The following is a 21,280-nucleotide window of genomic DNA, read 5'->3' as shown; positions in this document are numbered from 1 at the left end:
ATGGAGGTGTTCGTTTATGCCCGGATTTGTAGAAAAAATCAAGGATATGTGGAATCCGCCCGAGGACGAATATGAATACGGCTACGAAGAAGAACCGGAAGAGGTAAATTCAATGGCTGGCGAAAAACAGGAAAGTGAGTCCGAGCTTCAGCAGCGCGAAGCGGTCAGGCGCATGCAGGCCATCAATTCCGGAAACAAGGTGGTCAACATCCACGCGACGGCCCAGCTTCAGGTGGTGCTTTTCAAACCGGAACGCTTTGGGGAGGAGACCTGCGCAATCGCGGACGAGCTGCTGAAAATGCACACGGTGGTTTTGAATCTGGAAAACACCAACAAGGATGTTTCGCGCAGAATCATCGACTTTCTCAGCGGTGTGGCCTATGCGAACGGGGGTAAAATCAAGCGCGTCGCGACCAGCACGTTTATTATCACGCCGTACAACGTCGACCTGACCGGGGATGACGTTCTGGACGAATTGGAAAACAACGGCGTTTATTTTTAGTGGAGCGGAAACCGGGTGCCTCAGTGCTGGAAACAAGGTTCCGCGACCTCGTGCGCCTTTGTGCAGCCGGAGGCAGGGCCAGGTTTTCAGCCTTTCTCGATGAGAGGGAAGCTTTTGAGGCGCGGAAGCTTGCAGAGCGCGAAAAGGCCGGAAATATTCTTCTGTGGGGAGGCTATCCCGAAGCGGAGCGCGTGATGCTCGGCGTGTTTCCGGATTTTATCCGGCCGGATGAAGCGGAGTTTCCCGTCGATGCCGTTACGGCGGTTTTCCGCAAATGCGACAGGCTTTCCCACAGGGATTTTCTCGGCGCGCTGCTTCACACGGGAATGGAGCGAAGTGCGCTCGGCGATATCCTTGTCGGGGAGGGCCGATGCGTTTTTTTCTGCCGCCGCGAAATTTCTGATTTTCTGCTTTTGCAGATTTCTAAAATCGGCGGCACCGGGGTGCGGATGACGAAGGGCTTTGACGGGCCTCTGCCTGAGGCGCGCCGCTTTGAAGAATGGGATGCCGTGGTTGCTTCCGCCAGGCTGGACTGCGCTGCGGCTGCGGCTGTTTCCACCAGCCGGGAAAAGGCATCCGCGATGATCCGCTCCGGCCTGGTACAGCTGAATCATGAAACTGTTGTCTCCCCCTCTGAAGAAGTGCGGGAGGGCGATACGATTTCCGTAAGGGGAAAAGGCCGTTTTGCCCTAGATCAGGTGGGACCGGTTACGAAAAAAGGCAGACTGATCTTACGGGGCCGAAAATATTTGTAGTAAGGGTGTGTTTTTTATGCTTTCGATGAACGACATTATCAATGTCAGTTTTCGCAAATCTGGTTTTTCCGGATACAAAACCGACGATGTGGACGTTTTTATCGATCAGGTCAGGGACACTGTCGACCAAATGCAGAAGAAAGAGGTCGAGCAGGATGAACTGGCGGAAAAGCTGAAAGCTGAAAATCAGCAGCTGACCGAAAAGGTAAAAATCCTTGCGGACAGGGTGGAACAGTTCCGTTCTGAGGAGGATGAAATCAAGAATGCGCTGATCAGCGCCCAGAAAGTCGGGGATGCTTCCGTGCGCGAAGCGCGCCACCGGGCCGAGATCATCCTCAAGGACGCCAATCTGAAAGCGGAACACATCGAACAGGAAGCGCAGGAGAAGACCGTGGAGCAGAAAAGGGAAATGGAGCGTTTGCAGCGGTCCGTTTCGGATTTCCGCGCCCGTCTGCTCGCCGCTTATAAGGAGCATCTTACGCTGATTGACGCCCTGCCTTCCAGCAAGCCGGAACCTCAGCAGGAAACATCCCCCGCCCCAACCGCCGCCTCCGAGCCCCAGCCGGAGCCGAAAGAAGAGCCGGAAGCCGCCGCCACGGAGGAAGCCCCTGAGATGTTTCAGGCCGACATTTCCTGTTTTGAGGCCGAGCCGGCCCAAAACTGATCTTGCTCGCATGAATTCTAAATCTTAAGGAGAGAGTCAACCGATGGATTATAAAAGCACCCTGAACCTTCCAAAAACGGATTTTCCGATGCAGGCGGGTCTGCCGAAACGGGAACCGGACCTGCTTGGAAAGTGGCGGGAAGACGATATCTATGGCAAGGTAATGAAGAAAAACGAAGGCCGGCCTCTTTATGTGCTTCACGATGGCCCGCCCTATGCGAACGGAAACATCCATTTGGGAACCGCTCTCAATAAGATTTTGAAGGACATCATTGTACGCTACCGCAATATGGCCGGATACAAGTCTCCCTATGTTCCAGGATGGGACACGCATGGCCTTCCCATCGAGCGCAAGGCGATCGAAAGCGTTGGATTGGACAGCAGAAGCGACGATCCCGTTTACTTTCGTGACCAATGCAAAGATTTTGCTCTGACGCACATCAAAAGCATGACCGAACAGTTTCAGCGTTTGGGCGTGATCGGCGACTGGGACCATCCTTATGAGACGCTCACCCACGATTTTGAAGCAAAGCAGATCGAAGTATTTGGAGAAATGGCCTTAAAGGGCTATATTTATAAAGGACTCAAGCCTGTTTACTGGTGCGCGCACGATGAGACGGCCTTGGCCGAAGCGGAGATCGAGTACAGCGAGGACCCCTGCGATTCCATCTATGTCAAATTCCGCGTGACGGATGACAAGGGTCTTTTGACGGCGAAAGGTGCGGATCTTTCCAAAACGTATTTTGTCATCTGGACCACCACGACGTGGACGATTCCGGCCAATACGGCGATCTGCCTCGGCCCGGATTTCGACTATTCGCTGGTCAGGGCGGGGGACGAATACTATGTGATGGCCACCGCGCTGACCGAAGAGACCATGAAGGAAGCCGGAATTGGCGAATACGAAAAAATCGCCGAATATAAAGGGAGCGAGCTTGAGCATATCCGGACGGCGCATCCGTTTATCGACCGCGCGTCTCCGATCATCCTGGGCGATCATGTTACGCTGGAGAGCGGCACCGGCTGTGTCCATACCGCGCCGGGACACGGCATCGAGGACTACGATGTCTGCCATAATCATTATCCGGAAATCCCCGTGATTGTCCCGGTCGACAGCCAGGGAAGGATGACTGCGGAGGCCGGAAAACGTTTTGAAGGGCTGACGACCGAGGAGGCCAATCCTGTCATCCGGGATTATCTGAAGGAAATCGGGGCGCTGCTTGCCGTCAAACACATTGTTCACCAGTACCCCCACTGCTGGCGCTGCAAGCATCCGGTCCTGTTCCGCGCCACGGAGCAGTGGTTTTGTTCCGTGGAAGCGATCAAGGATCAGACGGTTAAGGAAATCGACAAGGTTCAGTGGATTCCCGGGTGGGGCCGCGACCGCATTACCTCTATGGTGCGCGAACGCAAGGACTGGTGCATCTCACGCCAGCGCCTCTGGGGCGTGCCGATTCCGATCTTTTACTGCAAAAAATGCGGCAAAGAGCTGGTGACCCGCGAGACAATCGACGCGGTTGCGTCCATTTTCCGCAAAGAGGGCTCCAATGCCTGGTTCAGCCATTCCGCGGAGAAACTCCTTCCCGAAGGAACCCATTGCAGCTGCGGCTGCACGGAATTTACCAAGGAAACCGATGTCATGGATGTCTGGTTCGATTCCGGGTGCAGCCATGCCGCCGTGCTGACGACCCGCGGCGACCTGCACTGGCCGGCCGAGCTTTATCTGGAAGGGAACGACCAGCACCGCGGATGGTTCCAGTCCTCGCTGCTGACCAGCGTCGCCTGGAGGGGACAGGCTCCCTATAAAACCGTCCTGACGCACGGCATGGTCATCGATCTGGAAGGGCGCAAGATGTCCAAGTCCCTCGGCAACGGCATCGCCCCCGGAGAAGTGGTTCAGAAATACGGCGCGGATATCCTGCGCCTCTGGGTCGCCTCCAGCGACTATCAGAGCGACGTCAGGATTTCCAATGAAATTTTGAAACAGCTTTCCGATGCGTACCGCAAGATCCGTAATACCGCGCGTTTTATCCTCGGGAATCTTTCCGACTTCGACCCGGATCAAGATATGGTCTCTCTCGACCGCCTTCTGCCGATCGACCGCTGGGCGCTCAACCGTTTCAACGATCTGATTCGGGAAGTGGGCAAGGCTTATGATACCTTTGAATTCCACACCGCCTATCATGCCATTCACAACTTCTGCGTGGTGGATATGTCCAACTTTTATCTGGACGTGCTGAAAGACAGGCTTTATGTGGAAAGGGCGGACTGTGAGGAACGCCGCGCGGCCCAGACGGCGATGTTTCTGATCCTTTCCGGACTGACCCGGCTGGTCGCTCCGATCCTTGCGTTTACTTCCGACGAAATCTGGCACAATATGCCTCACCTGTCCGGCGAAAATGTTGAATATGTGATGTTGAACGACCTCCCGCAGCCAGTGGATGTCAAGGCGGACAAAGAATTCATCGCTAAGTGGGACCGGATGCATCAAGTCCGTGACGAAGTGAAGAAAGCGCTGGAAATCGCGCGCAAGGAAAAAACGATCGGCGCATCACTGGATGCGGAAGTCCGTCTCTACTGCGCCGGAGAACTTTATGATTTTGTAAAATCAGTGGAAAGCGAATTGAAAACCGTTCTGATCGCCTCCGGCGTTGAGGTATTCCGCGAGGGTTCAGGCACCTTCCGGGGAGAAGAGCTTCCGGAGCTTTCCGTCACTGTGGTTCATGCGCACGGAGAAAAATGCAGCCGCTGCTGGTGTTACAGCGACACGGTCGGCAGCGACCCGGAGCATCCGGATATCTGTGCCCGCTGCGCAAAAGTACTCGGGTAATAAAAACGACTGAAATTGTGCCGGCAGCCGGAATTGGCTGTCCGGCACGTTTTCTGTCGACCTGCATTTGGCCTTTTCAGTGGACAAACCATCGGCGCTCCTATATAATGGAACTAAAGTCGAGCTCCTGTAAAATGAGCAATAAGGAGATGTTCTCTTGCCTTTCATCGTACTTCTTCTGTCGGTTCTGTTTGTTGCGGCCGACCAGATTTTAAAGCTTCTGGCGGTCGAAAACCTGAAGCCGGACGGAGTTATCACGCTGGTTGGCGGTCTGCTGTCTTTTCAATATGTGGAAAACCGGGGGGCGGCATTCAGCATCCTTCAAAATCAGAGATGGTTGTTTGTCGGCATTACGATCGTCATTTCCGCATTGATTATTTACGCGCTGTTTCATTACAAAAATCATGAATTTTTTTCCTATGCGGCTTCGGCCCTGATCGTGGGGGGCGGGATCGGAAACCTGATCGACCGCATTTTTCACGGCTTTGTGGTGGATTATATTCATGTGTCCTTTTTTCCGGCGATTTTCAACTTCGGCGACTGCTGCGTGACGGTGGGGACAATTTTTCTGATCATCCATGTCCTGTTTTTTGCGGAGGATGGGCACGGAGCGGAAAAAGTCCTGCGGACAAAATAAAATGGAACTGCGGCATAAAATCGTTGAAGCAGAGCAGGCCGGCCTGCGGCTGGATAAATTTCTCAGTCTGCAAGCGGACGGACCGACCCGGTCGGCGGCGGAAAAATGGATTGTTCAGGGGCTTGTTACAAAAGACGGCCGTTCTCTGGGCAAAAGCTACCGATGCGTCGAGGGCGACCGGATTGAAATCATGATTCCAGACCCGGCTCCACTTTCGGCCGTCCCAGAGGAGATCCCGCTTGAAATCGCCTATGAGGACGGCGATTTGCTGGTGGTCAACAAACCGAAGGGAATGGTGGTCCATCCGGCTCCGGGGCATCCGGACAAAACGCTTGTAAATGCGCTGCTCGCGCACTGCGGGGCCTCCCTTTCCGGGATTAACGGCGTATTGAGGCCCGGAATCCTGCATCGGATCGATAAGGACACCAGCGGCCTGCTTATTGTTGCGAAAAATGATTTCGCCCACCAGAAGCTGGCGGCTCAGATCAAGGACCACAGCTTTACGCGGATTTACGAAGCGGTGGTACACGGGACCCTGAAAGAAGACAGCGGCACGGTGGACGCTCCGATCGGCCGTCACCCGGTCGAGCGCAAAAGGATGGCGGTTACCCGGGAGCATTCCAGGGACGCCGTGACCCATTATCAGGTGCTTGCGAGATACCGCGGTTTTACCCATGTGAGGCTCAGACTTGAAACGGGGCGGACCCACCAGATCAGAGTTCATATGGCGTATTTGGGGCATCCGGTTGCGGGGGACCCGGTGTACGGGCCCAAAAAGCCCGCGCCGGGTTTGGATGGGCAGTGCCTGCATGCCAAAGTAATCGGTTTCAAGCATCCCCGCGACGGGAGATACCTGGAATTCACCAGCGAACTTCCGGCGTATTTTACGGATTTTCTGAACCGGCTGACTTTATTGTAGAGCTTTGGCGGCCCGAAAAGGGAGGAAAAAACCGGCATGGACGAGGAATCCCGGCAAAAAAGGATTTTGATTTTGCTGGCGTCGGTGGTCTGCGCGGTGATGATCGGCTACAACGCCTTTTATGTGCCGGATGCGGCCATTGCCTGGGCACAGAACGTCTCTTCCTCAGGCTCATCCCGTTCCGCCGCCGTGGAAGGAAATCGGGCGGCCTCCGTTTCCGCCTCTTCCGGCCTTTTACAATCGAAAAGCCCCTCCGAAAAGGTTGCGTCCGGTCTGCCGTCTTCTGCTTCACAGATTCGGGGAAAGATCAATATCAACACGGCATCGGCAGAAGAGCTCAGCAACGGACTGGATGGGATCGGGGACGTTCTGTCCGGGCGGATCGTGGAATATCGTGAAAAGAACGGGCCGTTCTATTCGATTGAAGAGATCAAAAATGTTTCGGGCATCGGGGATAAGATTTTCGAGCAGATTCGCGGCTCCATTACGGTATCCTGAACGATGAATCCCTGTTAGCCGGAAAGGCGGTACTGCACTGAAATTTGAAAGACAATTGCATCTTTTTCAGTTTTATGGTACCATAATAATGGAGTATAGACCGGAAACAGTGGCCCAATAAAGGGGGTTTTATTCATTTACATGCCTTTTGTCTGGATTGCCGTTATGGTTGCGGCAGGCGTTCTGGAAGCGGCTACGGCTCAGCTTGTCTCCATCTGGTTTGTCGCGGGAGGCGCAGGGGGGCTGATCGCAAGCCTGTTTGGCGCGCCGCAGTCCGTGCAGATTCTCGTGTTTGCGCTTGTATCGGCGGCGACTCTGGTGGCCACCAGGCCCTTTGTCAAAAAGATCCTGGATTTTAAAACAACCGGAACCAATGCGGACCGATATCTCGGCAAGATCGCCATTGTTACCGTTGAGATCAACAACACGCTGGGAACGGGCCAGGTCAATGTGCTCGGCAGCATCTGGACCGCCCGGTCGTCCGACGGCTCCGTCGTTCCTGTCGGAGCGCGCGTCTTTGTGGAATCCATAGACGGCGTGAAACTGATTGTCAGACCGAAAACAGACTGATGTAAACGGAGGGAACTTCATGGGTGGTTTTATTGTTGGGGCTATTATTATCCTCTTGGTTGTAATTCTGCTGATTTCCAATATCAAGGTGGTGCCGCAGGCGCACGCCTATGTCATGGAGCGGCTGGGCGCATACCATGTCACATGGAATACCGGGCTTCACGTCAAAGTGCCGTTCATTGACAAAATTTCTAAAAGAGTGTCGCTGAAAGAGCAGGTGATCGACTTTCCGCCGCAGCCGGTCATTACGAAAGACAATGTCACCATGCAGATCGACACGGTCGTCTATTTTCAGATCACGGACCCGAAGCTCTACGCTTACGGTGTGGAACGCCCGCTTTCGGCGATTGAGAATCTTTCGGCCACGACGCTGCGAAATATCATCGGCGATCTGGAACTCGATCATACGCTGACGTCCCGCGATACGATCAATACGCAGATCCGCACGATCCTGGATGAGGCGACTGATGCCTGGGGCATCAAGGTCAACCGCGTGGAACTGAAAAATATCATTCCGCCGAAGGAAATTCAGGATTCCATGGAAAAGCAGATGAAAGCCGAGCGCGAACGCCGCGCCCAGATCCTGACGGCAGAAGGCGAAAAGCGCAGCGCGATTTTGATTGCGGAAGGCGAAAAGGAGTCCGCCATCCTGCGCGCGGATGCCACCAAGCAGACCAAGATTCTGGAAGCCCAGGGACAGGCGGAAGCAATTGCGCTGGTGCAGAAGGCTCTGGCGGACAGCATCGTTCTGCTCAACCAGTCAAATCCCACCGAAAATGTGATTGCGCTGAAAAGCCTGGAGGCATTTCAGAAAGCGGCGGATGGGAAGGCAACCAAAATTATTATCCCGTCCCAGATTCAGGCTCTGGCAGGCCTTGCGACTTCGCTGAAAGAATTGGTCACCGACGATCCGAAAGAGGACCCAAAAGGTTAGTCTGCACAAAATTGAACTGGCTTGAATTGACATCTCTTGCCAAAGAGTCGAAAAAATCCGAATTGCCGGCAGGACCGTTGAATTTGGCACCGGAATCGCCTAAAATAGAGAAGAATTGTTTCGGAGGTGGACGCAATGGCAGGTTTTGGAGAAAATTCCATGCGGAAGAATGCTGCCGATGCTGAATCTGCCGAGCGGGCGAAAACTTTACAGTAGAACCGCGGGCTGCGCCGGGGAAGGGCGCAGTCTCTTTTTATTTTGCTGCTGGTTTTTCTTCCGTGAATCACAGCCGTTTGCCGCACTGCGGGGAATCCGGTAGTTCACATTGATTTTTGCATATGAAAAGGAGAAGGAAAATGCGGGAACTGAAAAAAGTAGCCGTTATTATGGGGAGTGACAGTGATTTTCCGGTTGTTTCGGCAGCCGTTAAAAAGCTGAAATCTTTTGAAATCCCTTTCGAAGTTCATGTCCTTTCCGCGCACAGGACGCCGGCCGAGGCTGCTGAATTTGCCAAAAGCGCCAGATCAAAGGGCTTCGGGGTCATCATCGCGGCAGCGGGAATGGCGGCTCACCTTGCCGGTGTGCTCGCCTCGTATACGACTCTTCCGGTGATTGGGGTCCCCATGAAATCCTCCGCTTTGGAGGGACTGGACGCATTGCTTGCCACTGTACAGATGCCGGGCGGGATTCCGGTGGCGACCGTCGCGATTAACGGCGCGGAGAATGCCGCCGTTCTTGCGGCTCAGATTCTCGCCGTGGAAAACGGGGAATTGTCGGCAAAGCTGGAACAAATGAAATGCCAAATGCAGGAAAAAGTCTCTGCAAAAGACGCTGACATCCGCGCTCAGGCGGAGCAGCTCTAACATACGATCAGGATTTTGGAGGGCAGAATGAAAAGCTACAGTGAAAGTTACAAGGCCGCCGGCGTGGATGTGACGGCGGGGTATCAGGCCGTGGAACGAATCAAAAGCCATGTGGAACGGACAAGCATTCCGGGGGTTTTGTCCGGAATCGGCGGCTTCGGGGGTTTGTTCCAGCCCGATCTTTCTGAAATGAAAGCGCCCGTTTTTGTCAGCGGGACCGACGGAGTCGGGACCAAGCTGAAGATTGCTTTTTTAATGGACAAACACGACACCATCGGGATCGACTGTGTCGCCATGTGCGTGAATGACGTTGTCTGCTGCGGCGCGAAGCCGCTGTTCTTTCTCGACTACCTCGCCGTGGGAAAAAATCATCCGGAGAGCATTGAAAAAATCGTTTCCGGCGTCGCGGACGGCTGCGTGCAGGCCGGCTGTGCCCTGGTCGGAGGAGAAACCGCCGAAATGCCGGGCTTTTATCCGGCAGACGAGTACGACCTTGCGGGGTTTTCCGTCGGCGTGGTGGACCGGGAGAAGATTCTGGACGGCGGATCGATCCGCCCCGGGGACGCCCTGATCGGGCTGGAATCCTCCGGGCTGCATTCCAACGGATTTTCTCTGGTGCGCAAGGTGTTCAATGTCGGTGAGCGCAATGTGAACATGCTGATCGGCGAGCTTGGCTGCACGCTGGGGGAAGAACTTTTGAAACCTACCAGGATTTATGTAAAACCGATGCTGGAACTGATGAAACAAGTCGAGGTCAAGGCGGTTTCCCATATTACCGGAGGCGGATTTTATGAAAACGTTCCGCGGATGCTGCCGCAGGGCGTGACGGCGAAAATTGAAAAGAGCAGGCTGCCGCAGATGCCGATCTTTTCTCTTCTGCAGCGCCAGGGAAATATCCCGGAACACGATATGTATAATACGTTCAACATGGGGATCGGCATGTGCGCCGCCGTTTCGGCAGTGGACGCGGACCGGGCCGTGGAATTTCTGAATGGATGCGGGACCCCGGCGCGTGTGATCGGCAGCATTGCCGAAGGCGGGGAAGGCGTAGAATTATGCTGAATATCGCCGTTCTGGTTTCCGGCGGCGGAACCAACCTTCAGGCGCTGATCGACGCGCAGAAGGCGGGAAAAATTCCGGACGGACGGATCACGCTGGTTATTTCAAGCCGGGAGGACGCCTATGCGGTGACCCGCGCGGAGCGGGCCGGGATCCCGGCCAAGGTGCTTCTGCGCCGCGATTTTACCGGGCAGGACGATTATGACGCGGAGCTTCTCGGACTGCTGGAACGGGAGCGGATCGGGCTGGTTGTGCTCGCGGGCTTTATGACCATCATCAGCCCGCGGGTGATCGACCGGTACCGAAACAGAATCATCAATATCCATCCGTCCCTGATTCCCTCTTTCTGCGGCGAGGGCTGCTACGGACTGCGCGTGCATCAGGCCGCGTTGAAAAAGGGGGTCAAAGTGACGGGAGCGACGGTGCATTTTGTCAATGAAATCTGCGACGGCGGGCCGATTATCTTGCAAAAGGCGGTGGCGGTTCTTCCGGATGACACACCGGAAACTCTGCAGCGCAGGGTGATGGAGCAGGCGGAATGGAAGCTGCTGCCAAAGGCGGCCGCGCTGTTTTGCGCCGGACTGTTGGAAGTTGAAAACGGGATTGTGAAGGTAAAGGGGGATTTGTCTTGCAGCGAATGAATTTGGAAGATTACCTGGGCGGGAATCCATACCCGGGAAGAGGAATTTTGCTCGGCAGAAGCGAAGACGGAAGGAATGCGGTGATCGCCTATTTTATTATGGGGCGCAGCGAAAACAGCCGGAACCGCGTGTTTGAAGAAGAGGGACAGGGCCTTCGGACCAAGGCGTTTGACGAATCGAAGCTGAGCGATCCTTCCCTTATCATCTATTCGCCGGTGCGGGTGTTGGAAAACCGCACGGTCGTGACGAACGGGGACCAGACCGACACGGTCTGCGAATACCTGGAGGCTGGAAAAACATTTGAGGAAGCGCTGCTGACGCGTACATTTGAACCGGATGCTCCGAATTTTACTCCGCGAATTTCCGGGATCGTGGAAACGGAAAACGGGTTCCGGTTCACCCTGTCCATTTTGAAAAGCGGGGAAACATCGGGAACCACGGTTCGGGAATTCTTTGAATGCGCTTCTCCGGCAGATGGAGAGGGACGGCTGATTCATACATATTCCGGAGACGGGGACCCGCTCCCTTCGTTTGCGGGGGAACCGGTATGCGTCGCGGTGGACGGCTCCATCGACGAACTGACGCACAGAATATGGAACGCCTTGAACGAAGACAATAAAATATCGCTTTTTGTCCGCTTTATCAGCCTGAAAACCGGGCTGACGGAAACCAGAATTCTGAATAAAAACCGCTGAAAGAGAGGAACTCCAGATGGCAAACGAATTCATGCTCAAATACGGCTGCAATCCGAATCAGAAGCCTGCGCGGATCTTTATGAAGGACGGCGGAGACTTGCCGATAGAAGTTCTGAACGGACGTCCGGGCTACATCAATTTTCTGGATGCGTTCAACAGCTGGCAGCTCGTGCGGGAATTAAAGGCGGCGTGCAGTCTTCCGGCCGCTGCATCGTTTAAACATGTCAGCCCTGCGGGGGCCGCGCTTGGGGTGGATCTGTCCGAAACGGTGAAAAAAATCTGCTTTGTGGACGATCTGGAGCTTTCACCGCTGGCGGCTGCCTACGCGACAGCGCGCGGGGCGGACCGGATGTCCTCCTACGGCGATTTCGCGGCCCTGTCGGACGTCTGCGACGAGCAGACGGCGCTGGTTTTAAAGAGAGAGGTTTCCGACGGGGTGATTGCCCCTGGCTACACGGAAAGGGCGCTGGAAATTCTGAAATCCAAACGGAAAGGCACTTACAATATCATCCGGATCGATCCGGATTACAGACCGGCCCCTGTGGAGCATAAGGATGTGTTTGGCGTCACGTTTGAGCAGGGACGCAACGAGGCTGCCATCGGCCCGGAGCTGTTGACAAAGATCGTGACGAAAAACTGCGGTCTTCCCGAAGAGGCCAAGCGCGACCTGATCCTCTCTCTGATCGCGCTGAAATACACGCAGTCCAACTCCGTGTGCTATGCGCAGGGCGGAAGGACCATAGGAGTCGGGGCCGGGCAGCAGTCCCGGATCCACTGCACGCGCCTCGCGGGGAACAAGGCCGACAACTGGCTCCTCCGCCAGCATCCGAAGGTGATGGAGCTTCCGTTCCGCGGGGACATCCGCCGCCCCGACCGCGACAACACGATTGATGTATATATCTCCGACGATGCCCAGGATGTTTTGGCGAATGGCATTTGGCAGAATTTCTTCACCGTGAAACCGGAACCTCTGACCCGTGAGGAAAAAAAGGAATGGCTTGCGAAGCAGACCGGCGTTTCGCTTGGCTCCGACGCTTTTTTCCCGTTTGGGGACAACATCGAGCGCGCGCATCGGTCGGGTGTTTCCTATATCGCGCAGCCGGGCGGCTCGATCCGGGACGACAATGTGATCGAGACCTGTGACAAGTACGGCATTGTCATGGCGTTTACGGGCCTTCGCCTGTTCCACCACTGAGCGGGAGGCGGGGAAGAAAATGAAAATACTGGTGGTCGGCGGCGGCGGCCGCGAGCATGTGCTGGTGCGTAAGCTGAAAGAAAGCCCCAGAGCCGAGGCAATCTACTGCGCGCCGGGGAACGGCGGCATTTCCCGGGATGCCGAATGCGTGCCAATTGCCGCGACGGACATAAAAGGGATCGTGTCCTTTGCAAAAGAGAATCAAATCGGCCTTGTCGTTGTTGCGCCGGACGATCCGCTTGCCGCGGGAATGGTCGACGCGCTGGAAGATGCCGGCATCCGTGCATTTGGTCCGAGGGCAAATGCGGCGGAAATTGAAAGCAGCAAGGTGTTTTCCAAAAACCTGATGAAAAAATACGGAATCCCGACGGCGGGATATGAGGTGTTTGACCGGCCGGACGCGGCGCTTGCCTATCTTCGGGAACAGGACCGGTACCCCGCCGTCATCAAGGCGGACGGGCTGGCGCTCGGCAAGGGCGTGATCATCGCCTCTGATTTTCAGGAGGCGCAGTCGGGGATTAAAACCATCATGGAGGACAAAATATTCGGCGCTTCCGGCAACCGTGTTGTGGTGGAAGAGTTCCTGACCGGGCCGGAGGTTTCCGTCCTCGCGTTTACAGACGGGAAATGCATCCGTCCGATGGTTTCTTCCAAGGACCATAAGCGCGCTCAGGACGGCGACCGGGGCCTCAATACCGGCGGAATGGGAACCATCAGCCCCAATCCGTATTACACGCCGGAGCTGGCCGAACAATGTATGGACGAAATTTTCCTGCCGACGGTCCGGGCGATGAATGAGGAAGGCCGTCCGTTCAAGGGCTGTCTGTATTTCGGCCTGATGCTGACTGCGGACGGGCCGAAGGTCATCGAATACAATTCCCGGTTTGGCGATCCGGAGGCACAGGTGGTTCTGCCGAGGCTGAGAACCGATCTGGTGGACATCATGGAAGCTGTCTCTGAGGAAAAGCTGGAGCAGCAGCCGATCGAGTGGAGGGAAGAAGCCTGCGCGTGTGTTATTCTGGCGTCCGGAGGATATCCGGCCGCGTATCGAAAGGGACTTGAAATTTCCGGACTCGGCGAAAACGGACAGGCCGATGGCGCTGTGGTTTACCATGCCGGGACGGTGTTCCGGGACGGCAAATTTTATACCAACGGCGGACGCGTACTCGGTGTAACTTCATTGGGGAAAAATCTTACCCAGGCTTTGGAAAGGGCCTATCAGGCCGCTTCCGGAATCCATTTTGAGGGCGCTTTCTATCGCCATGACATTGGAAAATAGAAATGATCCGTTACAGAGAGGAATCAGATCAATTTAATCGGCCGGCGCTATCCGAAAGACAGTGCCGGCCGATTTTCTGTGTCTAGATACCCTAGAACGGATTTCAGGATTTTCCCTGGGCAGGAGCTTTTGGATGTCGCATTGCATGGCAACTTGATCGGCATAGGAAACCTGTGAAATAATGCACAAAAAATTACATCAATTTTGCAGCATTTTAATGAAGCAAACCCTTGTAAAAGAAAAAGAGCAATGATATAATAAGACCATAAAACCGTTAAAAATTTAACACACTTTTTACACGCTATTAATAAGAATTTGAGGGAACCTATGAAATTTGAGTACGATAACGAAGCCAAACAGTTGAAATTCGAGGTTTTGACCAGAGTCGCAAGGTATGCTTTCGACGGAACCTTGGAAGAACATCTTGACTCTATTCCGTACGAGATTATCCCGGGCCCCCTTCCCACGTTCCGCTGCTGTGTCTATCGGGAACGTGAAATCATCAGGGAACGTATGGTTTCGGCCCGCGGCGGCAATCTGCCCGGGCAAGGGGACTGCAATGTGATCGGCGTTCTTCCGGCGGCCTGCGAGGGATGTCCGATCAGCCGGTTCCGCGTCACGGATAATTGTCAGCACTGCCTTGCCCAAAAATGTCGCGAGGCCTGCCCGTTCGGCGCGATTTCCATCACGCCCAAAGGGGCGTACATCGATCCGCAGAAGTGCAGAGAATGCGGACGCTGCGCGGCGGCTTGCCCTTACAACGCCATTTCCGACACGCTGCGGCCCTGTGTTCGCTCCTGCCCGGTCAACGCGATTAAAAAGGATCAGTACAAGCGGTCGGTGATCGATTATTCCAGCTGCATCAGCTGCGGGGCCTGCATGAAAAACTGTCCGTTCGGCGCCATCACGGACCGGTCTCAGATCCTGCAGATCATAGAATCGATCAAAAACGGAACCCGGGTCGCTGCCTGTTTTGCCCCCGCGGCGGAAGGGCATTTCGGCAAGGCGGACGCGGGTATGATCAAAAGTGCTCTGAAAAAGCTGGGATTTGCGGAAGCGCTGGAGGTTTCTCTGGGTGCGGACGCGGTCGCGTCCCAGGAAGCGCGGGAACTCAGGGAGGCGCTTGAGGCGGAACGGAAAATGACGACGTCCTGCTGTCCTGCCTTTGTGGAATTGATTGAAAAGCATTATCCCAAGCTGAAAGATCTGATGTCCCACACGGTTTCTCCTATGACGGCGGCGGCCCGATATCTCCGCCTTCAGAATCCGCGGACGAAAGTCGTATTCATCGGTCCTTGCGTTGCAAAGAAAAATGAAATTCAAAAGGTTCCGGACACTGCGGATTATGTGCTTACCTTTGAAGAGCTGGCCGCGCTGTTTACAGCCCGCGGAATCGATGTGGAAGCGGAACCGGAAACGGAGCAGGACGGCAGCCGCGCGGGAAAGGGGTTTGCCCAAAGCGGCGGGGTGGCCGGCGCGGTGGCCCAGGTGTTTCAGGAGGAAAAAGCTGACCTGCCTTTTACCTGCGTCAAATGCAACGGCGCTCAGGAGTGCAAAAAAACGCTGGCAATTCTGAATGCCGGACGCCTTGCGGAAAACTTTGTGGAAGGAATGGCCTGCGAGGGCGGGTGCGTCGCCGGTCCCGCCGGGATTGAGGAGCCGATGAAGCTGAAAAAGAACCGCGCTGCGATTCTCGCAAGGGCGGATCAACGGTCGATTTCCGAAAATATTCAGAAGAAACACGATTTCTCTCAGGTTAAAATGGAATAATTGCCGAAAATGTGATATCCTCATACTGAGGTGATTTCGGATGAGCGAAATTGCGATTCATGCACAGGAATTGGGGAAATCCTACGACGGCACCGTGTATGCGCTCCATGATCTTTCACTGGAGATTCCCTCCGGTGCCGTCTTTGGATTCCTTGGTCCCAATGGAGCGGGAAAAACCACCACGGTCAAGCTGCTTGCCGGGCTGCTGAAACCTACGGGGGGTTCCTGTACCATATTCGGCCTTTCACCGGAGAAGAAGCCGTCGGAGGTCCACCGGATCTGCGGCGTTGTGACCGAAACCGCGAAAATGTACAGCCGTCTGACCGGGATGGAAAACATGCTTTTTTTCGGACAGGCCCTGGGGCTGGCGAGAAGGGAATGCAGGCAGCAGGCGGAGGCGTTGTTGAAATGCCTTGACTTGTGGGATTCGCGTGACAAGCCGCTTTCCGCTTACCCGACCGGAATGGCGCAGCGGCTGTCGATCGCCCGCGCCATGATTGCGAAACCCAGGCTGCTCCTGCTGGACGAGCCGACCGTCGGGCTGGACCCGGAATCCGTGCTGCGTGTCAATTCGCTGATGACACAGCTTGCCGGGCAGGAGGGCGTCACTGTTTTTTTGTGTACGCATCAGCTCAGCTGCGCGCAGGATCTGTGCGACAGCTATGGAATTATCAGCAAGGGCAGAATGCTGGCGTGCGGCGATCTGGAATCCCTCAGCAGGGAAGTCGGAATGCCCCTTCGCGCGAAATTCCGCCTGCGCGAAGGACAGACGCCGGAAAAGCTGGAACGGCTGGACGGCGGATGGTGGGCCAGGGACCTTGCCGATCAGGAAGAAATGCCGGGACTGCTGAAAGATCTGGTTTCCTCCGGCTTTGACATTTATGAAGCGCAGGTCGCGCGCCCTTCGCTCGAGGATATTTATTTCAGAATGGCCGAATGGAAGGGGGATGCGAAATGAAGCTGATGACTTCCGCCGAAAAGGCTTTGGCCCGTAAAGATTTCGGGGATGTCTGGGAGAATAAAATGGCCCGGAGTATCCTGATCCTGGTCCCTCTGGTCATGGTCCTGGTTCTGCCCGTTTTTTTTCTCTCCCTTCTGCTCAACGTGCCGATGGACAAGATGAACGGGATGGAACAGATGCTCAAGCTGCTGCCCCCTCAGGCGGCAGGGCTGGACAATCGCCAGAGCATTTTTTATCTGATGACCAATCTGATCTGTCCGATGTTTTTTCTGATGATTCCTCTCATGTCCGCCAGTGTTTCCGCCGCGTGCAGCTTTGTGGGGGAAAAGGAGCGCGGCACGCTGGAAACGCTGCTTCTGACGCCGATGAGCGTACGGAAGATCTTTAAAGCCAAGGTGATGGGATGCGTCTTTCTGTCCGCCGTCACAACCGCCGGTTCGTTTCTTTTGTTTTCCATCGTAATGGCTGTGGGCGATGTCCTGCTTGCCATGCCGTTCTTTTTGAACTGGAACTGGCTTGTCCTGTTTTTCCTGCTGTCTCCGGCGGTAACCGTTTTCGGCGTTGTCTTTATGGCCTTGGTTTCGGCCAAAAGCAAAAGTTATGTGGAATCGGTCCAGACATCCGGTTATCTCGTCCTCCCATTCGTGCTTTTATTTACGGGCCAGTTTACCGGTCTGTATCAGGTTGGAGCCATTCTTTTACTGTGGATTTCCTGCGCTTTGTTTGTGGCTGACTTCCTGATCTGTTTTTTTTCAGCCCGTCTGTTCACTCCGGAAAAACTTTTGCAATGAGTTGCCTTCGCGCGGATTTCGGATTATAATAGGGAAAATCAATCAGAAATCTGAAAGGAAGGACCGGATTGGCTGCGGATTTGCATTGCCACACAAAAATATCCGACGGGTCTGTTGAGGCCGACGAAATTCTCATGCTTGCAGCGCAAAGCGGCATCCCCGTGATATCCGTTACGGACCATGATACCTTTTCCGGCTCTGCCGGGGCCGCGGCGGCCGGGGAAAAATATGGAGTCGGGGTAATCCCGGGCGCGGAGTTTTCCTCGGTGGACCCGCTGACCGGGCGCAAGGCGCATATCTTGTGCTATTTTTGTAAAGAACCGCGCCGTTTGGAAGGTCTCTGCATGCGCATGAAAGCGGAACGGGACCGCGCGGCGGAAATGATGATGCGAAAGGTAACTGAAATTTATCCGGTTTCCAAAGAGATGATCTTACGCCGTGCGAAAGGCAGCACGACGGTTTACAAGCAGCACATCATGCATGCGCTGATGGATGCGGGCGATGCGGATGAATTTTACGGAACCGTATATCATCGTTTGTTCAATCCTCAGGACGGCCTTGCCTATGTGCCGGTCCATTACCCGGATGTTCATGAAGTGACGGCACGGATCCGCGAGGCGGACGGCATTGCCGTGCTGGCCCATCCCGGCGAATATGACAGCTATGCGCTTTTGGAACAGCTTGCCCAAGATCACGAGATAGACGGAGTGGAAGTCTGGCACCCAAAAAACAGGGAAGGCGACGAACGGAGCTTTTCGGAAACAGCGCGAAAATATGGATTGATCATGACGGGCGGAACCGATTTCCACGGAATGTATCGGAAAAGGGGGGTGCCGCTCGGTACCTGCACGACGCCGGACGGCCAATTGAAAAGACTGATCGAATTAGGTGCGCGCCGCGCCGGATTATCGCCGCAATGGGGGAAGTATCTTGACGTATCGTTATAAAACACACGGGACCTGCTCTTCGGAGATGCTGATTGAACTGGACGGAGACATAATCCGCTCGGTTCGGATCATGGGCGGCTGCAGCGGCAATTTGCAGGGAATCTGCGCGCTGATCGAAGGAATGAAGGCTGACGAGGTAATTCGGCGCTTTTCCGGAATCCGCTGCGGTTCCAGGCCTACTTCCTGTCCCGACCAATTGGCAAAGGCCCTCATGCAGGCTCGAGAAAAAGCGGCGTCAAAATAAGCTGAGGGCTGCGAACAAAGATCGCAGCCCCTTTTGAACTTAGCAACCGCAGCCGCCGCCGCAATTGTCACCGCAGCCACCGCCGCAGCCACATCCGCAACCGCAGTTGTTCCCGCCGGCACAGCAGACCCAAATGATAATCAGAAGAATAACCCAGGTGCAACTATTGTTACCGCAACCAAAGAAACCACTGTTACACATTATTAATTTCCTCCTTTCGGTTTACAGTATATAATATTGCAGTCGAACAAATCGTGTTACAAGTTTTCTTGGAGGGACGCTTAAAAATTCAAACGCTGTGAAACAGGGAGGTGTTGGGCGTGCTGTGTGAATCGTGCGGGAAAAAACCGTCTGTGATCCGGGTGAAGGCAATTATAAACGGAGAACCGGTCGAATATTCGCTCTGCGCGGAATGTGCCCGTGAACTGGGATATGCCAACCTCTTGTTTGTCATGCTGTCCGGATACGAAAGCACTTTGAATGATTTTTTTCCGGATGGGGAAAACAGTACCGGAGTGCTGCGCTGTCCGTGCTGTGGATCGGCTTTTCAGGATATTCTACGCTGCGGGAAGATTGGGTGTGCGGAATGCTACCGGACTTTTGCCAATCAGCTTGCTCCTTTTCTCCGAAAAGTACATGGCAGTGTTTCACACCGAGGCAAGACGGCGGGAGGAGACCTGCCGCAGGTCCTTCCGAAGGCTCAGCTGAGTGTGATGCACCAGCAGCTCCGCGAAGCGATCCAAAGCGAAAATTATGAGCAGGCCGCGGCTTTGCGGGATAAAATCCACAAACTGGAGGGAGGCGGGCAATGAAAAAGTGGTATGAAACAACGGAGAAAGATGCCGATGTCTCGACGGGTACCTTTGTCAATCTTGCCCGCAATCTTACCGGCGTTCCGTTTCCGTCCAGAATGAGTATGTCGGACCGGCGCTTCGTTCTGGAAAAAATCAGGACGGCGCTTAGAAAGGATCAGGACTCCGAATACGCGCATTTTGCCGAGATCGATCTCGAATCTGCGTCGGAGGCTCAGGCGGTAGCGCTGGCGGAAAACGGCCTGATCAGTGCCGAGATGGCAACGGACAGGCACGGCCGGGGCCTGATGGTATCGAAAGACGAATCCCTTTCCGTGGCCGTCAACGGAGAAGACCATCTGCTCATTCAGTCCAGGGCTGCGGGAATACGGCTGAAAAAGGCTTATTTCTCAGCGGATGAGCTGGACACATACCTCGACAGGCTGCTGTCTTTCGCTTTCGACTCTCAGCTTGGATATTTGTCTCAGAATCCATTCTATTTAGGCACCGGTATGATTGCGACTCTGCGCCTTCACCTGCCCGCTTTGATGGAATCCGGGTCCACTGGAAGGATTGCGAACAACCTTTCAAAGCTTGGGCTGACGCTGCGGGGAGCATACGGGCCTGGACCGAACCCGAGAGGGGCGTTTTTCCATCTTTCCAATCAGGTCACCATGGGCCTTTCGGAACAGGAGGCTTTGACAAACCTTTTCAGCATGGCCGGTCAGCTTATTGCCCGTGAACACGAAATAAGAGACGCTTTGATCTGTCAGCTTTCTGTGCAGGATACGATTCTTCGCGACCTTGGGATTCTGCAGAAGGCCAGGTTGCTATCCTTTGATGAATTTTTGCGGCGGGCCAGTTCCGTGCGGCTTGGAATTTCTGCGGGGCTGATCGGAGGAATCGACGTTTGCGAAATGGATACAATGATCTGCAAAGCCCAGCCGGCAACTTTGGTTTTTGAAAACGGCGAGGCTCTCACCGAAGAAGAACGCCAGAAACTCCGCGCGCGTATGATACGCGAGGGTTTGAAACAAGGAACGGAGGATTTTAATGCAAAACGATAATAACAAAAATCCTGAACTCGCGGCCGCGCTGCTCTATCTGTTGGGCGAGCCTGTCCCTCATGACCCGAAGCTGGAAAAGGAGGCCGGCCAGATTCAGAACGTGGCGGGCGGCCATGAAGAGCTTTTTCTGAGGATTATCGAACTGTGCGGGAAGCCGGCCGGGCCGATGGAACTGTATCTGTGCGAAAAGGCGTACAGCTGGCTTGGAAAAAACTACTGCAGGCAGACGATTCAATTTGCGGAGCGTTATCTGGAAAGCGACGGCTGGGAAGACCTTTCCGGAAGGATGGAAATGGTCGAAGGAATCCAGGTGGATTACGGGGAATCCAGGCGGGCCGGCGTGTTGATTGATCTTGCGAAGGCGCAGGAAGAGATCGGGGAACTGAGGGAGTCTTACTCTAATTACCTGCGTGCTTACGAGCTGGTGCCGTATAACGCTATGGCCGTCATCAAGGCCGCTGAAGTGCTTCTCCGCTTCCGGGGGAGGACGGAGACTCTGAATTTTCTTCTTCAGCAGCGCGGCAGCCCTTATTATGATCCGATCAAGTATAGGGATCCCACGGGAAAAATACAATGGAACGGAATTTTCAAGGAACTGCTTGAATCCTATATTTTAAAACTGCAAAAAAGGAAAACGGAAATATAGAAAAACGGCGGACCGCCCGTCA

At 54.6% G+C, this 21,280-nt stretch carries 24 protein-coding genes; all 24 read left to right on the top strand.

Annotation, left to right across the window (positions count from 1 at the left end):
* Positions 1 to 16: 16 nt before the first annotated feature.
* The 24 genes from VA597_RS09730 (at position 17) to VA597_RS09615 (ending at position 21,258) form a co-directional block, all read left to right on the top strand.
* On the top strand, positions 17 to 502 hold the full coding sequence (locus tag VA597_RS09730) for a cell division protein SepF (RefSeq protein ID WP_128742577.1): 486 nt from the start codon (positions 17 to 19) through the stop codon (positions 500 to 502).
* A complete protein-coding gene (locus VA597_RS09725) occupies positions 502 to 1,257 on the top strand; it encodes a YlmH family RNA-binding protein (RefSeq protein WP_326974506.1) in 756 nt (251 codons plus the stop codon). Before VA597_RS09730 ends, VA597_RS09725 begins: the two co-directional genes overlap by 1 nt.
* 16 nt (positions 1,258 to 1,273) lie before the next feature.
* Entirely contained in the window at positions 1,274 to 1,921 is a 648-nt protein-coding gene (locus VA597_RS09720; protein ID WP_128742575.1) for a DivIVA domain-containing protein, read from the top strand.
* A 43-nt stretch (positions 1,922 to 1,964) separates the two neighbouring features.
* Positions 1,965 to 4,751, top strand: a complete 2,787-nt coding sequence (gene ileS / locus VA597_RS09715; protein ID WP_128742574.1) for an isoleucine--tRNA ligase — start codon at positions 1,965 to 1,967, stop codon at positions 4,749 to 4,751.
* A gap of 157 nt (positions 4,752 to 4,908) precedes the next feature.
* Complete coding sequence (gene lspA, locus VA597_RS09710) at positions 4,909 to 5,388, top strand: signal peptidase II (RefSeq protein ID WP_128742573.1); 480 nt, start codon at positions 4,909 to 4,911, stop codon at positions 5,386 to 5,388.
* Position 5,389: 1 nt separating this feature from the next.
* The gene (locus tag VA597_RS09705; protein ID WP_128742572.1) at positions 5,390 to 6,307 is read left to right on the top strand and encodes an RluA family pseudouridine synthase; all 918 of its coding nucleotides are present in this window, start codon (positions 5,390 to 5,392) and stop codon (positions 6,305 to 6,307) included.
* Between the two features lie 36 nt (positions 6,308 to 6,343).
* Positions 6,344 to 6,805 carry a ComEA family DNA-binding protein gene (locus VA597_RS17740; protein WP_128742571.1) on the top strand — a complete coding sequence of 154 codons (462 nt, stop codon included), beginning with the start codon at positions 6,344 to 6,346 and terminating at the stop codon, positions 6,803 to 6,805.
* Positions 6,806 to 6,946: 141 nt separating this feature from the next.
* Positions 6,947 to 7,375, top strand: coding sequence for an NfeD family protein (locus tag VA597_RS09695; RefSeq protein ID WP_128742570.1), 429 nt, complete (start codon positions 6,947 to 6,949; stop codon positions 7,373 to 7,375).
* Between the two features lie 19 nt (positions 7,376 to 7,394).
* Positions 7,395 to 8,309 carry an SPFH domain-containing protein gene (locus VA597_RS09690; RefSeq protein WP_128742569.1) on the top strand — a complete coding sequence of 305 codons (915 nt, stop codon included), beginning with the start codon at positions 7,395 to 7,397 and terminating at the stop codon, positions 8,307 to 8,309.
* 356 nt (positions 8,310 to 8,665) lie between these two features.
* Complete coding sequence (gene purE, locus VA597_RS09685; RefSeq protein ID WP_205703157.1) at positions 8,666 to 9,172, top strand: 5-(carboxyamino)imidazole ribonucleotide mutase; 507 nt, start codon at positions 8,666 to 8,668, stop codon at positions 9,170 to 9,172.
* A 27-nt stretch (positions 9,173 to 9,199) separates the two neighbouring features.
* Entirely contained in the window at positions 9,200 to 10,234 is a 1,035-nt protein-coding gene (purM, locus tag VA597_RS09680; RefSeq protein WP_128742568.1) for a phosphoribosylformylglycinamidine cyclo-ligase, read from the top strand.
* A complete protein-coding gene (purN, locus tag VA597_RS09675; RefSeq protein WP_128742567.1) occupies positions 10,228 to 10,872 on the top strand; it encodes a phosphoribosylglycinamide formyltransferase in 645 nt (214 codons plus the stop codon). The genes purM and purN overlap by 7 nt, the downstream gene beginning before the upstream one ends.
* Complete coding sequence (locus VA597_RS09670; protein WP_326974505.1) at positions 10,860 to 11,567, top strand: IMP cyclohydrolase; 708 nt, start codon at positions 10,860 to 10,862, stop codon at positions 11,565 to 11,567. The genes purN and VA597_RS09670 overlap by 13 nt, the downstream gene beginning before the upstream one ends.
* Positions 11,568 to 11,583: 16 nt before the next feature.
* On the top strand, positions 11,584 to 12,762 hold the full coding sequence (locus VA597_RS09665) for a phosphoribosylaminoimidazolecarboxamide formyltransferase (RefSeq protein ID WP_128742565.1): 1,179 nt from the start codon (positions 11,584 to 11,586) through the stop codon (positions 12,760 to 12,762).
* A gap of 19 nt (positions 12,763 to 12,781) precedes the next feature.
* On the top strand, positions 12,782 to 14,041 hold the full coding sequence (purD, locus tag VA597_RS09660; RefSeq protein ID WP_326974504.1) for a phosphoribosylamine--glycine ligase: 1,260 nt from the start codon (positions 12,782 to 12,784) through the stop codon (positions 14,039 to 14,041).
* A 327-nt stretch (positions 14,042 to 14,368) separates the two neighbouring features.
* Complete coding sequence (locus VA597_RS09655; protein WP_128742563.1) at positions 14,369 to 15,811, top strand: 4Fe-4S dicluster domain-containing protein; 1,443 nt, start codon at positions 14,369 to 14,371, stop codon at positions 15,809 to 15,811.
* A gap of 40 nt (positions 15,812 to 15,851) precedes the next feature.
* On the top strand, positions 15,852 to 16,769 hold the full coding sequence (locus tag VA597_RS09650; RefSeq protein WP_128742562.1) for an ABC transporter ATP-binding protein: 918 nt from the start codon (positions 15,852 to 15,854) through the stop codon (positions 16,767 to 16,769).
* Positions 16,766 to 17,563: an ABC transporter permease subunit gene (locus VA597_RS09645; protein WP_128742561.1), complete on the top strand. Its 798-nt coding sequence runs from the start codon at positions 16,766 to 16,768 to the stop codon at positions 17,561 to 17,563. The genes VA597_RS09650 and VA597_RS09645 overlap by 4 nt, the downstream gene beginning before the upstream one ends.
* 68 nt (positions 17,564 to 17,631) lie before the next feature.
* Positions 17,632 to 18,510 carry a PHP domain-containing protein gene (locus VA597_RS09640; protein ID WP_326974503.1) on the top strand — a complete coding sequence of 293 codons (879 nt, stop codon included), beginning with the start codon at positions 17,632 to 17,634 and terminating at the stop codon, positions 18,508 to 18,510.
* Positions 18,494 to 18,754, top strand: coding sequence for a TIGR03905 family TSCPD domain-containing protein (locus tag VA597_RS09635; protein WP_128742559.1), 261 nt, complete (start codon positions 18,494 to 18,496; stop codon positions 18,752 to 18,754). Before VA597_RS09640 ends, VA597_RS09635 begins: the two co-directional genes overlap by 17 nt.
* Before the next feature lie 33 nt (positions 18,755 to 18,787).
* Positions 18,788 to 18,961 (top strand): hypothetical protein, encoded by a 174-nt coding sequence (locus VA597_RS09630; protein WP_326974502.1) that lies wholly within the window; start codon positions 18,788 to 18,790, stop codon positions 18,959 to 18,961.
* Between the two features lie 113 nt (positions 18,962 to 19,074).
* Positions 19,075 to 19,566, top strand: coding sequence for a UvrB/UvrC motif-containing protein (locus tag VA597_RS09625; RefSeq protein WP_128742558.1), 492 nt, complete (start codon positions 19,075 to 19,077; stop codon positions 19,564 to 19,566).
* Complete coding sequence (locus tag VA597_RS09620) at positions 19,563 to 20,612, top strand: ATP--guanido phosphotransferase (RefSeq protein WP_128742557.1); 1,050 nt, start codon at positions 19,563 to 19,565, stop codon at positions 20,610 to 20,612. The genes VA597_RS09625 and VA597_RS09620 overlap by 4 nt, the downstream gene beginning before the upstream one ends.
* Positions 20,599 to 21,258: a hypothetical protein gene (locus VA597_RS09615; RefSeq protein ID WP_128742556.1), complete on the top strand. Its 660-nt coding sequence runs from the start codon at positions 20,599 to 20,601 to the stop codon at positions 21,256 to 21,258. Before VA597_RS09620 ends, VA597_RS09615 begins: the two co-directional genes overlap by 14 nt.
* Positions 21,259 to 21,280 lie beyond the last annotated feature (22 nt).

The organism is Caproicibacter sp. BJN0012, from assembly GCF_035986805.1.
Classification (GTDB): domain Bacteria; phylum Bacillota; class Clostridia; order Oscillospirales; family Acutalibacteraceae; genus Caproicibacter.
This window is presented reverse-complemented; position numbering and strand designations above follow the sequence as displayed.

Excerpts from the sequence above, each read along its gene's own strand:
- VA597_RS09615 (WP_128742556.1), top strand. The coding sequence starts at position 20,599 with ATGCAAAACGATAATAACAAAAATCCTGAACTCGCGGCCGCGCTGCTC.
- ileS (WP_128742574.1), top strand. The coding sequence starts at position 1,965 with ATGGATTATAAAAGCACCCTGAACCTTCCAAAAACGGATTTTCCGATG.
- purD (WP_326974504.1), top strand. The coding sequence starts at position 12,782 with ATGAAAATACTGGTGGTCGGCGGCGGCGGCCGCGAGCATGTGCTGGTG.
- VA597_RS09720 (WP_128742575.1), top strand. The coding sequence starts at position 1,274 with ATGCTTTCGATGAACGACATTATCAATGTCAGTTTTCGCAAATCTGGT.
- purE (WP_205703157.1), top strand. The coding sequence starts at position 8,666 with ATGCGGGAACTGAAAAAAGTAGCCGTTATTATGGGGAGTGACAGTGAT.
- VA597_RS09695 (WP_128742570.1), top strand. The coding sequence starts at position 6,947 with ATGCCTTTTGTCTGGATTGCCGTTATGGTTGCGGCAGGCGTTCTGGAA.
- VA597_RS09655 (WP_128742563.1), top strand. The coding sequence starts at position 14,369 with ATGAAATTTGAGTACGATAACGAAGCCAAACAGTTGAAATTCGAGGTT.
- VA597_RS17740 (WP_128742571.1), top strand. The coding sequence starts at position 6,344 with ATGGACGAGGAATCCCGGCAAAAAAGGATTTTGATTTTGCTGGCGTCG.
- purM (WP_128742568.1), top strand. The coding sequence starts at position 9,200 with ATGAAAAGCTACAGTGAAAGTTACAAGGCCGCCGGCGTGGATGTGACG.
- purN (WP_128742567.1), top strand. The coding sequence starts at position 10,228 with ATGCTGAATATCGCCGTTCTGGTTTCCGGCGGCGGAACCAACCTTCAG.
- VA597_RS09665 (WP_128742565.1), top strand. The coding sequence starts at position 11,584 with ATGGCAAACGAATTCATGCTCAAATACGGCTGCAATCCGAATCAGAAG.
- VA597_RS09730 (WP_128742577.1), top strand. The coding sequence starts at position 17 with ATGCCCGGATTTGTAGAAAAAATCAAGGATATGTGGAATCCGCCCGAG.
- VA597_RS09705 (WP_128742572.1), top strand. The coding sequence starts at position 5,390 with ATGGAACTGCGGCATAAAATCGTTGAAGCAGAGCAGGCCGGCCTGCGG.
- VA597_RS09620 (WP_128742557.1), top strand. The coding sequence starts at position 19,563 with ATGAAAAAGTGGTATGAAACAACGGAGAAAGATGCCGATGTCTCGACG.
- VA597_RS09690 (WP_128742569.1), top strand. The coding sequence starts at position 7,395 with ATGGGTGGTTTTATTGTTGGGGCTATTATTATCCTCTTGGTTGTAATT.
- VA597_RS09645 (WP_128742561.1), top strand. The coding sequence starts at position 16,766 with ATGAAGCTGATGACTTCCGCCGAAAAGGCTTTGGCCCGTAAAGATTTC.
- VA597_RS09650 (WP_128742562.1), top strand. The coding sequence starts at position 15,852 with ATGAGCGAAATTGCGATTCATGCACAGGAATTGGGGAAATCCTACGAC.